The organism is Corynebacterium ureicelerivorans (genome assembly GCF_000747315.1).
Classification (GTDB): Bacteria; Actinomycetota; Actinomycetes; order Mycobacteriales; family Mycobacteriaceae; genus Corynebacterium; species Corynebacterium mucifaciens.
Genome location: NZ_CP009215.1, coordinates 681,843 through 696,828, shown reverse-complemented (window position 1 = coordinate 696,828; position 14,986 = coordinate 681,843). Strand labels below are relative to the sequence as shown.

The window sequence follows — 14,986 nt, the reverse complement described above, 5'->3', positions numbered from 1 at the left end:
CTGACCCGTTTACAGCGTGAGAAAAGGTATCCCTCCACTATGAACCGACGTCTCCCTTCGAGCCTCGCAGCCGTCTCGGCCGCAGTGGCGTTGGCACTTGTCATCGCCCCCACCCCTGCCAATGCCGTAACCATCACGATCGGCGGCACCCCCATCTCCGATGCAAACCAGGCTCTCGACGCGGCAACCAAGGCGGCGGACGCGATTAAGGACAGTGGCGCGACGATCACCGCTGGCGAATACAAGGTTGTGTACGACCCCCGCGCCCTCGATGCCCCGCTGGCAGCCGCGTTCGCACCGGCCCAAAGCAGCGACTGGGTTGCGCCGCAACGCGGGCGCACTGCTGACGGCCGCACTGTTGTGCTTCCTGCGTCCGGCCGCTACACCTCCGGGTTCGGCCCCCGCTGGGGCACCGTGCACCAGGGCATCGACATTGCCAACTCCCTTGGCACGCCGATCTACGCGGTGATGGACGGGACGGTCATCGCCGCTGGTCCGGCCCGCGGTTTCGGCAACTGGGTTGTCATCAAGCACGACGGCGGCGAAGTGTCGGTCTACGGCCACATGCGCTACTACGACGTGGCCGTTGGACAGCGCGTGAGCGCCGGGGAAAAGATCGCGTCCATCGGTAGCGAGGGCCAGTCCACCGGCCCGCACCTCCACTTCGAAATCAAGCCTGACGGGCAGACCCAGGTGGACCCCGTGCCGTGGTTCGCGGCCCAGGGAATCCGGATCTAACCGAACTAGAGCTTCTCCATCGGGACGCCGCCGATCGTCATCAGGCGAACCGTGCCCGAGGAGCCGAAGTCGATGGTGACAGTCTCGCGAACGCCAGCACCCTCAACCGCCATTACGGTTCCGAGCCCGTACTTGGCGTGGTTGACCCTGTCACCCACCGCCAGATTGAGGTTCTTGTGCACCTTCGTGCCGGTGCCGCCGCGTCGAGCACGGGTCTGGGTGCGAGGCCGCGAGGTTGCGGGGGCACCCCATGCGTCCGAACTGAATGAGCGGTCCGGTTCCAGACGGCGCCAGTCGATGAGATCCTCCGGGACCTCTGCGAGGAAGCGGCTGGCGGGGTTCGTCACCGGCGAACCCCACGACGCGCGCAGGATGGACCGGGTGAGGTAAAGCTGCTTCTTCGCGCGAGTGATGCCCACGTACGCCAGACGGCGCTCCTCCGCGAGCTCTGCAGGGTCCCCGAGGGCACGCAAGTGCGGGAACTGCCCGTCCTCCCAGCCGGTGACGAACACCACCGGGAACTCCAGCCCCTTCGCGGTGTGCAACGTCATCAGCGTGACCACACCCTGCTCATTGTCCGGTAGCTGGTCCGCGTCCGCAACAAGCGAGACCTTCTCTAGAAACGCCTGCAGCGACCCCGGGGCAGGCTCCCCTTCTTGCATGACCTCCTCGAGCTCCTCATCCGTCATGTACGCCACCTGGTTCGCGGCCTCAGAGGAAAACTCGCGCGCGACGGAGACCAGTTCGTTCAAGTTGTCCAAGCGGGCGCCGTCCTGCGGGTCGTTGGACGCCTCGAGCTCCCCGCGGTAGCCGGTGTCGTCTAAGACACGTGTGATTAGGGCGCCGAGGTCGGGCATGCCCGTCACCTCGTTACGCATATCTGGCATGGCCTCGCGAATCTGCTGCATCATTTCGACGAAGCCGCGGATGGCGTTGACCGCGCGTGCGCCTAGCATCTCGACGTTGCCCTCCGAGGCGTCGATAAGCGCCCGCCCGAAGCTCACGCCTGCGTTGTCGGCGTGGAGCGCGACCATGGCCTGCGCCTTGTCGCCGATGGCGCGCTTCGGCACGTTGACGATCCGCCGTAGGCTCACCGTGTCATCCGGGTTTTCCAGAACCTTCAGGTAAGCGACGATGTCGCGGATCTCGCGCCGCTCGTAGAAGCGTGTGCCGCCGACAACCTTGTACGGAATCCCCGAGCGGATGAAGATGTCCTCCAGCGCGCGGGACGCATTGTTGGTGCGGTACATCACCGCCATATCCGAATATGGCACCCCCTTGTCCGCGAGCGCATCGATCTCGGAGGCCACGAAGCGCGCTTCATCGTGCTCGTTGTCGGCGACGTACCCGACGATCTTTTCACCGGATCCTTGATCGGTCCACAACTTCTTCGGGCGGCGCCCCTCGTTCTGCGCAATGACGGCGTTCGCGGCGCCCAGGATGTTCTGGGTGGAGCGGTAGTTCTGCTCGAGCATGATGGTGCTGGCATTCGGGTAGTCCCGCTCGAACTCCTCGATATTGCGGATCGTCGCGCCGCGAAACGCGTAGATCGACTGATCCGAATCGCCCACCACGGCGAGCTCCGGCGCGTCCGGGCCGTCGCCGACGAGGGTGTGGATGAGCTCGTACTGGGCGTGGTTGGTGTCTTGGTACTCGTCCACCAGCACGTGGCGGAAGCGGCGACGGTAGTAATCCGTCACCTGCGGGTGCTCCTGGAAAATCCTCACGACCTCCCCGATGAGGTCGTCGAAATCGAGGGCATTGGACTGGCGCAGGCGGCGCTGGTATTCCACGTAGACCTTGGCCACGGTGGTCTCGAACGGGTTATGGGTGCGCTCCGCATTCGTCAGCGCCTCGTTCGGGCCAATAAGCTCATTCTTCAAGTTCGAGATCCCGTTGGCCAGGGTCCGCGGGGTGAACTTCTTCAAATCCAGGTTGAAGTCCTTGGCGATCATGCCAAGCAGGCGGCGCGAATCGTCCGAGTCGTAGATGGTGAAGTTGGTATTCAACCCAGGGACGAGCTGCGCCTGTTGCCGCAAAATGCGCACGCACACGGAGTGGAACGTGGCCACCCACATCCGCCCCGCCTCTGGGCCGACAAGCTGGCTCACCCGCTCCTTCATCTCAGCCGCGGCTTTGTTGGTGAAGGTGATGGCGAGGATCTGCCACGGCGCAACACCACGGTGCTGCAGCAAGTAAGCGATGCGCCGGGTGAGCACCGCAGTCTTGCCGGAACCCGCACCTGCGACGATGAGCAACGGGCTGCCTTCGTGGACCACGGCCGCCTGCTGCTGCGGATTCAAACCCAGAGTCAGATCTGTCATGGCCGTTACTGTACTAACGCCACCGACACGACCCGCGCGGGTGTTCGAACTGGCATAATCATCTGCCATGAGCGAGCTTGAAATCCGCATGCCTTCCGGCACAGACGACCCACTTTCGGACGCGGAGATTCAGGCGTACCGCAAGGAGATCGACCGGCTAGACCGCATCATTCTCGACGCGGTGAAGCGCCGCAGCGAGATTTCCCGGGCGATTGGCAAGACCCGGATGGGCTCCGGCGGCACCCGACTCGTGCACACCCGTGAGGTGGCCATCATCAACCAGTTCCGCGACGAGCTGGGCGAAGAAGGCCCCGGCCTTGCGCAGATCCTCCTGCGGCTCGGCCGGGGCAAGCTGGGGTAGTTCCCGGGCGTCGCTCCGGGCGACGGGAATGTCGGTTAATCCTCGTCCAGCGAGTCGAGGACGACGTCGAACTCCAGCAGCTCGGCGGACTGTGACACCGGCTTGCGGGGCTGCTCCCCTGTGCTTTTGCCGTGCCCGGCGCGGCCGGCGCCTTCCCACCACGCCTGGTACGACTCCTCGTCGGCCCAGCGGGGGACCACGAAGTAGCGCTGCTCGCCCTTGACAGGCCGCAGCAGCTGGAAGCCTTCAAAACCGGGGTGGCCGTCGATGGAGTGTTTGCGGGCGGCGAAACGGCGCTCCAGCTCCTCGCCGGCCCCCTCTGGGACAGTGATTGCGTTGATTTTCACGATGCTCATGGTCGCCATTATCCACGCGCCGCGGCTCCCGTACGCGCTCTCCGGGTTTTGACTACCTTTGTTCCAGGATCAACCAACCGCCACCCGGAAGGCCGATATGCACAACATCACGTCCACAAAAAGCTGGGGCGCGCTGGAAAAACTCCACGCGGAGAAGTCCCGCACCACATTGAGAGACCTGTTCCAAGCGGACGCGCAGCGCGCCCAGCGCTACAGCTTCGACGCCGCGGGCCTGCGGGTGGATCTGTCGAAAAACCTGGTGGACGACGACATTGCAAGGCACCTGCTCGCGCTCGCCGATGAGGCGGACCTGGGCAACCGCATCGCCGCGATGTTTAGCGGCGAGCACATCAACGCCACCGAAGACCGGGCTGTGTTGCACACTGCCCTCCGCGCCCCGGCTGGCACAGAGCTCACTGTGGACGGCCAGGACGTCGCCGCAGACGTGCACGAGGTGTTGGGCCAGATGTGCGAATTCGCTTCGCAGCTGCGAAGCGGCGAGTGGGTTGGCCACACCGGCAAGACAATCACCAAGGTGGTTAACATCGGCATCGGCGGCTCCGATCTCGGCCCGGCGATGGCGACGCGAGCGCTGCGCACGTACGCCACCGCGGGGATCACCGCAGAGTTCGTCTCCAACGTGGATCCGGCGGACATGACCCGAGTACTCGGCGAGGTGGATGCAGAGCGGACGGTGTTCGTCGTCGCGTCCAAGACGTTTACCACCCAGGAGACGCTGGCCAATGCGCACGCTGCGAAGCGCTGGCTGCTGCAGCAGTTCGACGGCGACGAGTCCGCAATTGCCAAACACTTCGTGGCTGTGTCCACCAACGAGGAAAAAGTCGCCGAATTCGGCATCGATACCGCCAACATGTTCCCGTTCTGGGACTGGGTTGGCGGGCGCTACTCCCTGGATTCCGCAATCGGGCTGAGCCTCATGGCGGTCATCGGCCCCAACGACTTCACACGGATGCTCGACGGGTTCCACGCCATGGACGAGCACTTCCGCCTCACCCCGTTCAGCGAGAACGTGCCGGTCTTGATGGGGTTGCTTAACGTGTGGTACCGCAACTTCCACAAGGCGCAGACGCACGCCGTCCTCCCCTACTCCCAGGACCTCGCGCGCTTCCCTGCGTATTTGCAGCAGCTCACCATGGAGTCGAACGGCAAACACACGCATATCGACGGCGCAAGCGTCGACCACGACACCGGCGAGATCTACTTCGGCGAGCCGGGCACCAACGGCCAGCACGCGTTTTTCCAGCTCATCCACCAAGGCACCACGCTCGTGCCGGCGGATTTCATCGGCTTTGCCAAACCGCGCCAAGATCTTCCCACCGCATCCGGTGAAGGATCCATGCACGATCTTCTGATGGGCAATCTGTTCGCGCAGACGAAGGTGCTGGCGTTCGGCAAAACCCAGCTTGAAATCGAGAACGAGGGGGTGCCGCACGCGCTGGCACCGCACAAGGTCATGCCGGGCAACCGACCGAGCACCACGATCCTCGCGGAGGAGCTTTCCCCGCACAGCCTCGGCGCGCTCATCGCGTTGTACGAGCACATCGTGTTTGTCGAGGCAGCCATCTGGGGCATCAACGCATTCGACCAATGGGGCGTGGAGCTGGGCAAATCCCAAGCCAACGACCTCGCTGCAGCCGTGGCTGGGAAAGAACAGCCCGCGACGGGCGATGCATCCACAGATAATTTGATCACCTGGTACAGGGAGCACCGTTAATGGGCGACGCAATTTCATCCGAGTCCTATACCCCGCGCCAACGCACCACCTACAGGCGCCGGCTCGAAGACGAACTGGAGCGTTTTGACCGCCACCTGCAAGGCGCTAAGTTTGTGGACCACGGCACGATCGGGCTGGAGCTCGAACTCAACCTCGTTGACGACGCCATGCGGCCGCACCCCAACAACCAGGCGGTGCTGGCGCTGTTGGACGACGAGTACCAGTCCGAAATCGGCGCGTACAACGTAGAGATGAACCACCCGCCGTTGAGCATTGCGGGTGACGGCCTCGCGCGGCTGGCCAACGGCGTCGCCGAGCGCCTCGCCATCGTGCGCAATGCCGCTGAAGAGGCGGGCTCGCACCTGGCGATGGTGGGCACGCTTCCCACCATGAGCTCGCAGTTTCTAGACAGCGACGAGTGGATGACCCGGGAGAACCGCTACGCCGGGCTGAATAACTCCATCCTGGAATCGCGCGGCGAGCTGGTGAAAATCGACTTCCGGCGCGACGAGAAATACACGCACTACTTCGAGACCATCGCACCGGAATCGACGTGCACCTCGATGCAGCTGCACCTGCAGGTAGCGCCGAACCGCTTCGCAAGCGCGTGGAACGCCTCCCAAGCGATTGCGGGAGTGCAGGTGGCCCTGTCGGCGAACTCGCCGCTATTTATGGGCCACAAGCTCTGGCACGAATCGCGCATCCCGGTGTTCAAGCAATCCATCGACACCCGCACCAAGGAGCTGGTCAACCAGGGCGTGCGTCCGCGGGTGTGGTTCGGCGAGCGCTGGATCACCAGCGTGTTCGACCTGTTCGAGGAAAACGTACGCTACTTCTCTCCCCTGCTGCCGGAGGGGCGCGCGGAGGCAGGCGCGCCGTTCATGAACGGCGACAACCCGGGCTTGCACTACCTCAACCTGCACAACGGCACGATCTGGCGGTGGAACCGGCCTATTTACGATCCGAATGGGGAGGTCAGCCACCTCCGCGTAGAGAACCGACTGCTGCCCGCCGGGCCCACCGTGACCGACATCGTGGCAGATGCGGCGTTCTACTACGGGCTGGTCAAGGCGCTGAGCAACCAAACCCGCCCGGTGTGGTCGCGTTTGAGTTTCGACGCGGCGGAGCGCAACTTCCTCGCTGGCGCCAAGCACGGCATCCAGGCGGAAATGGAGTGGCCGACGCTGGGGTCGGTTGGCGTGGCGGAGCTCGTCGAGAAGCATTTGCTGGAGCTGGCGTCCGAGGGCCTGCGCTCGCTTGAGGTCGATCAAGCGTGCGCGGACGAGTACCTCGGCGTGATCGAGGGAAGGGTGCGCACCCGCCAAAACGGCGCTGCATGGCAGCTCGCCGCGCTGGAGCGGGTGGCGGCCGAATCGAAGCCGCTGACGAAGGAGCGCACCGAAGGCTTGGCCCGTGTTGTGCGCCAATACCTAAAAAACTCGCAGGCAGACGCGCCGGTGCACACTTGGACGCTCGAGGTTGAGTAGGGTAAGATAGGCCCAATGCAGAGCATCATCGACTGGATTGTGGGTCTGATGGAGACCCTCGGCGCGCCCGGCGTGGGTGTGGCGATCCTCTTGGAGAACCTGTTCCCGCCGATCCCCTCCGAGGTGGTGCTGCCGCTCGCCGGCTTCACCGTCGCGCAGGGCTCGCTGAACATGGTGAACGTGTTCATCTGGTCTGTCCTGGGCTCCGTCATCGGCGCCTACGTGCTGTACGGCGTCGGTGCGTGGCTGGGGCTGGAGCGACTGCGCAAGATCGCGGACTGGATGTGGCTCGTGCGCGCCTCCGACGTGGACGCGGCGATGAACTTCTTCCACAAATACGGCAAACCCAGCGTGTTTATCGGCCGGCTCATCCCCGGCGTGCGCTCGCTCATCTCCATCCCCGCTGGCCTGGACCGCATGAACCTGCTCACGTTCGGTCTGTGGACGACGCTGGGCTCCGGCATCTGGAACGCCATCCTGATCTACCTGGGTTACGTCCTCGGCGATAACTGGGAAAAGGCTACCGGTTACGCGGACACGTATTCCAGCATCATCTACGTGGTGCTGGCACTGATCATTTTGGGCTTTTTGGTGTTCTTCATCCGCCGTGCGGTGCGGGAGCGCCAGGCTCAGGCTGGCACTGCGGGCACCACCAAATAACCCGCTCGAGGTCCCCTTCCCCACCGAGGAAGCCCTTGGTGATTAAGGTGCCGCATCGCCTGCACGGCTTGTTGTTGCGGCCGAACACGTAGCTCGTCTCCCCCGCCCGTTTGATCCCTGTGGTCACGCGGACGGGGGCGTCTTTATTGGCCCACATCAGGCGTCGTGCCAGGCGCACATGCTTCTCGACGTCCACGTTCCGCACCAACTCTGCCGGGTGGGTACCGGCGAGGAAGTTGATCTCCGCTCGGTACTCGTTGCCGATGCCGGCCAGCTTCCGCTGATCCAGCAGCGCGCGCCCAATCTCACGGTCGGGTTCGGCCTGGATGCGCCGTACCGCCTCCTCCTCGTCGAAGTCCGGGTCGAGCAGGTCTGGGCCGAGGTAGCCCATCTCCTGGTCGTACTCCCTCGCCGGGAAGACGCGGACTAGGCCGAGCCAGAAGCCGACCAGTTCGATGTCGGCCTTTGGCGCGTCGCTTAGCCTGAGCACCACGCGTGCGGCGTGGCCGGGCTTTTTCCACCTGTCGCCAGCGCGGTGCATGGACCAGGTGCCCTCCATTTTCAGGTGGGTGTGCAGGATCTGCGGCCGGTGGCCTGGAGCGCCGAACTGCATGAACAGGTGCTTGCCGTGCGGCCAGACGCGCTCGCAGGTCATGCCCGTGAAATCAACGGTGGCGTAGCGGGGAACGCGAATGGAGGTGGCTGTGACCTCGCGGTGTTGCATCCACTGCAGGCGCTTGGACAGCTGGTAGACGGAATCACCTTCGGGCATAGTGACGTCTATGCTCCGCTTTCTGCGCAATATCTTCAACACTGGCCCGACGCCGGAGGAATCGCTGGTGGGTTTCTTCCCGGACATGGACGCCGCGACCGAGTGGGCGCGCGGGGTGCTCGCGGAGACCGGCACCAACCCCAAGGAGCAGTTCGTGCGCGCGGTGAAAGACGTGCGTGAAGCGAACCCGCGACTCGGACTTGCGGCTGCTAACCACCTGGTCAAGCAGCTAATTTAGAACACCTGTTCGCACACTAGTTTGTGGTGTCGGCTGCGTTGTTACATTGACCCCATCACCCGCGAAAAGTGCGGAAAGGAGGGTGCGATGAGCAACGTCACTGAGCTCGTAGACAAGGTCGTTGACGGCCTCACGCAGCTGCGCCAGCTTCTCGACGATCCTTCGGCCCTCCCCCTCGCCACCATCACCCGCGACATCGCGCGCCTCGAACGCGCGATGGACAAGAAGGCGTATGTGGATGCGTCCTTCGCGCAGGCGTGCGTGCTGGCAGACGCGGGCAAGCTGGTCGGCGCGAACCACCCGGACGCGTACCTGACCGAGAAGCTCGGCATCTCCCGTGGCGAGGCGTACAACCGCGTCGCGCGGGCGAAGGCGCTGTTCGACGCGCCGCCTCCGCCCGAGCCGGATTTGGGTGGACTTTTCGAGGAGGACGGCTCGGACGATGACCGCATCGCCGCTGAGGAGGCCGCGCGCAAGGTCGCTGAGGAAGAAGCGGAGCGCCGCCGAAAGGACCAGGAAGAAGCGCGCAAGCGCGCCGACGAAATTCCGGCCGCCAAGCAGGACATCATCCGCCGCGAGCTAGACAAGCTGCTCAAGGCAGCCGAGGGCGAGCGGATGCGGATCTATGCCCGCGCGATGGAGCAGGCGAAGTACCGCGACGAGAAGGATCTGCGGCAATTGGTCAAGCGGTTGGTCGACGAGGCGAACAAGCCGTACGCGAAGGCGAACCCGAACGCAGGGTTTGAGAAGCGCGAGGCATCGCTGGGCAAAGAGAACAGTGACGGCACCTACGGCGTAACGCTTTCACTCACCCGTGGCGACTACGCCCTATACAAGGCGCTCACTGACAAGGGCCTGTCGCCGAACTCCAACATCCCCGAAGAACTCCAGGGCGATCGCGACCCGCGCACGAAGGGCCAGCGCCGCTACGACCAGTTCATGGCCATCCTGCGCCAGTTCGAAGAGGACCAGCAGGCGGCTAACGGTGGCGCAGCATCGGTGGTTGTCTCGGTCACCCTGGACGACCTCGCGGAGGCCGACGCCAACACGCTGTTCCAAACGAACGTCGGGGTGGAGCTCAACGCCTTCGATCTGGTTCGGCTGGGCATGGACGACACGAGCGATTTCCTGCTCACCGTCGACGGTCTGACCGGGGTGCCGCTGCACCTCGGCCGTTCGCGACGGCTCGCATCGGTGGGTCAGCGCATCGCCATGTTCGCCGTCCAAGGCGTGTGCTCTTGGGCCGGGTGCACAACCGCCATGAGCGAGTGCGAGGCCCACCACATCATCTCCTGGCTGCGCTATGGTGCCACCGACATCGAAAACCTCACCGGCCTGTGCCCCACCCACCACCGGTGCAACAACGACCACCGCGACGGTTCCTTCAATAAGGGCTACATGGACTACGACCCCGACACCGGCGATGCCGTCCTAGTCAAGGCCGACGGGACCCGCCACACCAACACCACGGATCCCGCCATGCACTCGGCGGTCAACCGGATCCGGGCGAAACGTGCAGCAACGTCGGCTCCACCACCTGCAAAAACGCACTGGCCCACGTCTCCACCGCCACCGGGGCGCGCGGCCCAAGCCACCCATCGGCCCACCCACCGGGTGCCGATGCGGCCCTAGAAAGATGCGCTTCCAATGTGAATCAGTCATCGAAGCTCAAACCGTCCGGAGGCTCAGCCCTGTCGTCGTCCAGCTCCCCCAGTGCCTCGGCCACGCTCCGGCCGCGCCGCTTCGGCGGCACCACAGCCTTGCCGCCGATCTTCACGCCCTTGTGGCTCACGGTCGCGCCGTAGTCCTTCAACTCGAATGCGGGCCCGCCGTTGAGTTTCTCCACTCCCAAGGGCTGCATCCGTCCTGCCCTGACAGCCTGCGTCAGCGCGTCGATGACGAGGGGCATCGGGTCGTCAATCCCCTCCGGGAACGTGTCGAAGAACGTGGTCATCGTTTTGCCCCCGCGGGTGACGTGGGCGGCGAGCAGGCCGTCGATGAGCACCACCATTGCGCCCGCCGAGCGGGTGGGGCCCTGCTCCGGCCACGGGAGCGCGGCGCCGTAGGGGTTCGCGGGGTCGGTCGCCGCGAGCACGTGCACGTGCGGGTTTTTCGCGCCCGACGGCCACCCGATTAGGTCGTCAGAATCCTGGTGCCCGCGCAACCGGTCGATGGTCGCAGGCGTGGAGAACTGGGAGGCCCCCAATCCGTCGACGAGGTAACCGCGCATCGCTTTGCCGCTTTCCTCAAAACCCGACAGGGTCTTATAGGCCAAGGCGAACCCGCCGAGGATGTCCTCGGCCACCACGGACCCGCGGGTGACCACCCCGTAGCGGTCCAGCAGCGACTCCCCCAGCGCCACCGAGCGACGCGTCGCGTCCGCGTCCGGCTCCGGCGTGAGCGACCAGCGGCCGATCATGTCGGGCGGGGTGAGCGTGGCAAAGCTGGTGCGGCCCGAGCGCACCCTGCTTCTCGACGGCCTCCGCTTCGCCCGGTGCGCCGTCTTCCCGCCAGCCAGGCGCGCCCGGATAGGGGCGAACGAGTCTGGCGACAACAACCCAGCCTCGACCAGATCCCACATGGCCTCCCGGAGCTCCTCGGTGGTCGTTGTCGGCTCGAGCAGATCCTGGAACAGGAACCCGCCGCCGCGGCGCACCTTTTCCATCACTTGGGACTGGGTGAGCGACAGCAGCGGCTCGTCCACCTGTGGCATGAGCTGCGCGGCGTAGTCGGCGGGCAGCAGCATGATCCACGGGTCGCGAGCGCCGGCCTTGCCCGCGCCGACGATGCTGATTTCGCCGCTGGCCGTGAGCTCATCGAGCATGACGGGCGAGTAATCCCCCACCCGGGCGGGCAGGATGTGCGATTCCCAGGCGGACGCGGGCAGCCGCACACCGGCTAATTGCTCCAGCACCGAGTACACGCCGTCCGCCCCGCGCAGCGCGGGCACAACGCCAGCCGGCGCGACGTTCGACCACGCCGGCAGGAAGCGCCCGTACGCCGACTGCGAGACCGGCCGGGTCTGGGCGCGCGCCGCCGCCAGCGACCGCGAGCGGATGATTCGCAGGACCTCAGCGGCAACGTATTCTTCCTCGTCGATCCCCTGCCGGTAGCGCCCGGGGATGACTTTGTCCTTTTCTATGAGCCGCGACAGCGACTCGTGGGCCGCGCCGACCGCTAGCCCGAACGCGTCTGCCAAATCGCGGAGCGTGAACGGGCCGCGGGTGCGCACCCAGCGGCCCACCAGCTGCGCCAGGGCGTCCGGAATGGTCTGCACCTGGGCGGCCACGCCGGGCGGGACGGGCACGCCGAGGGCGTCGCGGAGCAGCGGCGCGTCGAGGGTCTGCGCGACGTGCTCCCGGCCGCCAATGCGCACCCGCATCATGCGCCCGTGCAGGCTCTGCTCGAGCGAGTTCAGGGGCACCGTGGTGTAGAGGCGGAGTGCGTCGATAGGCACGGGGCCCACGATGCGCAGGGTGTCCGCGAACTGCTCCGACGTTTCGGCGCGGCCCACGCGCCGCAGCGACGCGTCGACCTCCTCGATGATGTCCGCGTCTAAGAGTTCGCGCAGCTCAACGGTGCCGAGCAGCTTGGCCAGCAGCGACGGGTCGAGCGACAACGCCGCGGCCCGCTTCTCAGCCAGCGGGGTGTCACCCTCGTACATGAACGCGCCGGTGTAGTTGAACAGCAGCGACGACGCGAACGGGCTTGGCGTATCGGTGGTCACCTCGGCGATGCGCACCCGGCGGGTGTTGACGTCCCGCATGACCTCCTGCAGCGCTGGGAGGTCGTAGACGTCCTGGAGGCACTCGCGCACCGTCTCCAGGATGATGGGAAACGACGGGTAGTTCCGGGCGATGTCGAGCAACTGCTCGGCGCGCTGGCGCTGTTGCCACAGCGGCGCGCGCTTGCCGGGGTTGCGGCGCGGCAACAGCAGCGCGCGGGCGGCGCACTCGCGGAAGCGGGAGGCGAACAGCGCCGAGTTGCCCACCTGCTCGGTGACAATGTCGGCGATCTCGTCCGCGTCGAACTGGAACAGGCTGCCGTCCGGTTCCTTATCCCCCTGGGGCAGGCGCAGCACGATGCCGTCGTCGCCCGCCACCGCCTGGGCGTCCATGCCGGTCTCCTGCGCCACACGCCAGCCCGTCGCCAGCGCCCACGCGGCGTTGACCCCTTTGCCAAACGGGGTGTGCAGCACCACCCGCCAGTCCCCCAGCTCGTCGGTGAAGCGCTCGAGCACCAGCGTGGTTTCGTCCGGCAGGATGCCGGTGGCCTCCTCCTGCTCCTCGAGGTATCGCAGGAGGTTCTTGCGGGCGCGCTCGTCCAGGCTGGGGTCGAGGGAGCTTTTTGCTTCTCTGCGGAACGCGCCCAGGGCTTTCCCGAGTTCGTAGGGCCGGCCCAGCCCGTCGCCAGTCCAGAACGGTAGGCGCCCGGTGTGCCCCGGTGCCGGAGACACCTGCACCTGGTCGCGCGTGATGTTTTCAATGCGCCAGCTCGAGGCTCCGAGGGTGAACACATCGCCGACGCGGGACTCGTAGACCATTTCCTCATCGAGTTCACCGACGCGCCGAGGTCCTCTGCCCCCTTCTTGATCGCTCGCGATCAAGAAGACGCCGAACATGCCGCGATCCGGAATGGTGCCCGCGTTGGTCACCGCCACGCGCTGGGCGCCGGGGCGAGCCTTCAAGGTGGAGCCCTCGAGGATGGCCCGCGGGCGCAGCTCGGCGAAGTCCGTGGAGGGGTAGATGCCGATGACAAGGTCGATCACCGAGTCGTACACCTCGCGCGCGAGGTCACGGTACGGCCACGCGCGGCGCACCGTGTCGTACCACTCGTCGACATCGAGGTCCTCCACCGCAACCGCGGCAACGGTTTGCTGGGCGAGCACATCCAGCGGGCTGCGTGGGGTGTGCAGCTCCTCGATGAGCCCCTCGCGCATCCGGGGCACCGTCACCGCCGTCTGCACTAGGTCTGAGCGGTGTTTGGGGTAAAACGCGCCCTCGGACACCGCGCCCACCGAGTGCCCGGCGCGCCCCACGCGCTGCAGTCCGGATGCGACCGACGGCGGGGATTCGACCTGGATCACCAAATCAACCGCGCCCATGTCGATACCCAGCTCCAGCGAGGACGTGGACACCACCGCGCGCAGCGAGCCTTCCTTCAGCATCGTCTCGGTCATCGCCCGCTCGTCCTTGGACACCGAGCCGTGGTGGGCGCGCGCGATCACGGGGGCGGCGTGGCCTGCGGTATCCACGGACTTCATCAGCTGCGCTGGGGGCCGACGCGTTGCGGGGCTCAACGCTTCCGGGTCGTGCTCTTTCGCCCACAGCTCGTTGAGCTGGCTGGTCAACCGCTCGGCGGTGCGGCGCGAGTTCACAAACACGATGGTGGAGCGGTGCTCCATCACCTGCTGGTACACCGCCTGCTCGATGTGCGGCCAGATCGAGTTGGTCGCGCCGGGCGGCGGAGGAGACGACTCATCGTCGTCGGACAGTGCGTCGTCGAAGATGGCCTCCCCGATGGTCGAGGCGTCTTCGGGCACGGGCAGATCGGACATGTCGTCCACCGGCACGCGCACGTCCAAGTGCCAGCGCTTCTCCGCCGGCGGGTTGATGATGGTGGTCTTGGGCCCGAGGAAGTTGGCCACAGCCTCGACCGGGCGCACGGTTGCAGAAAGCCCGATGCGCTGGAAATCGCCCGCGAGCCGTCGCAGCCGCTCGAGCGACAGTGCGAGGTGCACGCCGCGCTTCGTGCCGGCGAGCGCGTGGATCTCGTCCACGATGACCGTGTCGACAGTTTTTAGGATGCCCGCCGCCTTGGAGGTGAGCATGAGGTAGAGCGACTCGGGCGTGGTAATCAAGATGTCAGGCGGCTTGCGCAGTTGCCGGTTGCGCTCACTCTGCGGGGTGTCGCCGGAGCGTACCGCAACGGAGATGTCCGGCATGTCGCGGCCCAAGCGCTGCGCCACACGGGCGATGCCGTTGAGCGGCGCGCGCAGGTTGTTCTCCACATCCACACCGAGCGCCTTGAGCGGGGAGATATAGAGGACACGCACGCCGCCGTGTGTGGAGGCGTGAGCGCCGTCGATAGGCAGGGCCTGCTGCCCGGCGCGCTCCACGAGAGCGTTGAGGGACCACAAAAACGCGGCCAGGGTCTTACCGGAGCCGGTTGGCGCGACAACGAGCGCGTTCTCGCCCTGGCTGATTGCCTCCCACGCGCCCTCCTGGACGTTGGTGGGCGCTTCGAACACCTCCTCGAACCACGTGGCCACCTGCGGGTGGAAGCGGGAGAGGATTGGCGAGCTCATTGTGCAGA

The 14,986-nt window shown here is 65.7% G+C and carries 11 protein-coding genes; 7 read left to right on the top strand and 4 right to left on the bottom strand.

Translation table 11 applies throughout. From position 1 onward, the window contains the following. Positions 1-39: 39 nt before the first annotated feature. Positions 40-738, top strand: coding sequence for a M23 family metallopeptidase (locus CUREI_RS03540; protein ID WP_038610468.1), 699 nt, complete (start codon positions 40-42; stop codon positions 736-738). Between the two features lie 5 nt (positions 739-743). Here CUREI_RS03540 and pcrA read toward each other — a convergent pair whose 3' ends face one another. Further along, positions 744-3,062 carry a DNA helicase PcrA gene (gene pcrA, locus CUREI_RS03535; protein WP_038610465.1) on the bottom strand — a complete coding sequence of 773 codons (2,319 nt, stop codon included), beginning with the start codon at positions 3,060-3,062 and terminating at the stop codon, positions 744-746. Positions 3,063-3,129: 67 nt separating this feature from the next. Between pcrA and CUREI_RS03530 the strand changes: the two genes are divergently transcribed. Continuing rightward, positions 3,130-3,423, top strand: coding sequence for a chorismate mutase (locus tag CUREI_RS03530; RefSeq protein WP_038610462.1), 294 nt, complete (start codon positions 3,130-3,132; stop codon positions 3,421-3,423). A 35-nt stretch (positions 3,424-3,458) separates the two neighbouring features. On the opposite strand, the gene CUREI_RS03525 is transcribed toward CUREI_RS03530, so the two are convergent. Then, a complete protein-coding gene (locus tag CUREI_RS03525; protein WP_038613868.1) occupies positions 3,459-3,779 on the bottom strand; it encodes an antibiotic biosynthesis monooxygenase family protein in 321 nt (106 codons plus the stop codon). A gap of 97 nt (positions 3,780-3,876) precedes the next feature. Between CUREI_RS03525 and pgi the strand changes: the two genes are divergently transcribed. The 3 genes from pgi to CUREI_RS03510 are packed head-to-tail and all read left to right on the top strand — an operon-like array spanning position 3,877 to position 7,661. Next, positions 3,877-5,514 (top strand): glucose-6-phosphate isomerase, encoded by a 1,638-nt coding sequence (gene pgi, locus CUREI_RS03520; RefSeq protein ID WP_038610459.1) that lies wholly within the window; start codon positions 3,877-3,879, stop codon positions 5,512-5,514. Continuing rightward, positions 5,514-7,001 (top strand): glutamate-cysteine ligase family protein, encoded by a 1,488-nt coding sequence (locus CUREI_RS03515; RefSeq protein ID WP_038610456.1) that lies wholly within the window; start codon positions 5,514-5,516, stop codon positions 6,999-7,001. Before pgi ends, CUREI_RS03515 begins: the two co-directional genes overlap by 1 nt. Positions 7,002-7,016: 15 nt before the next feature. Continuing rightward, the gene (locus CUREI_RS03510) at positions 7,017-7,661 is read left to right on the top strand and encodes a DedA family protein (protein WP_038610453.1); all 645 of its coding nucleotides are present in this window, start codon (positions 7,017-7,019) and stop codon (positions 7,659-7,661) included. Here CUREI_RS03510 and CUREI_RS03505 read toward each other — a convergent pair. Beyond that, positions 7,600-8,433 (bottom strand): DNA-formamidopyrimidine glycosylase family protein, encoded by an 834-nt coding sequence (locus CUREI_RS03505; protein ID WP_038610450.1) that lies wholly within the window; start codon positions 8,431-8,433, stop codon positions 7,600-7,602. The two genes, CUREI_RS03510 and CUREI_RS03505, sit on opposite strands and share 62 nt — an antisense overlap. A 10-nt stretch (positions 8,434-8,443) precedes the next feature. Between CUREI_RS03505 and CUREI_RS03500 the strand changes: the two genes are divergently transcribed. Together CUREI_RS03500 and CUREI_RS03495 are read left to right on the top strand one after the other, a co-directional pair. Beyond that, the gene (locus CUREI_RS03500; protein ID WP_038610448.1) at positions 8,444-8,671 is read left to right on the top strand and encodes a hypothetical protein; all 228 of its coding nucleotides are present in this window, start codon (positions 8,444-8,446) and stop codon (positions 8,669-8,671) included. A gap of 87 nt (positions 8,672-8,758) precedes the next feature. Further along, positions 8,759-10,303 (top strand): HNH endonuclease signature motif containing protein, encoded by a 1,545-nt coding sequence (locus CUREI_RS03495; protein WP_051952178.1) that lies wholly within the window; start codon positions 8,759-8,761, stop codon positions 10,301-10,303. A 22-nt stretch (positions 10,304-10,325) separates the two neighbouring features. Here the strand turns inward: CUREI_RS03495 and CUREI_RS03490 are convergent, their stop codons facing one another. Then, the gene (locus CUREI_RS03490) at positions 10,326-14,978 is read right to left on the bottom strand and encodes an ATP-dependent helicase (protein WP_038610446.1); all 4,653 of its coding nucleotides are present in this window, start codon (positions 14,976-14,978) and stop codon (positions 10,326-10,328) included. Between the last annotated feature and the right edge of the window lie 8 nt (positions 14,979-14,986).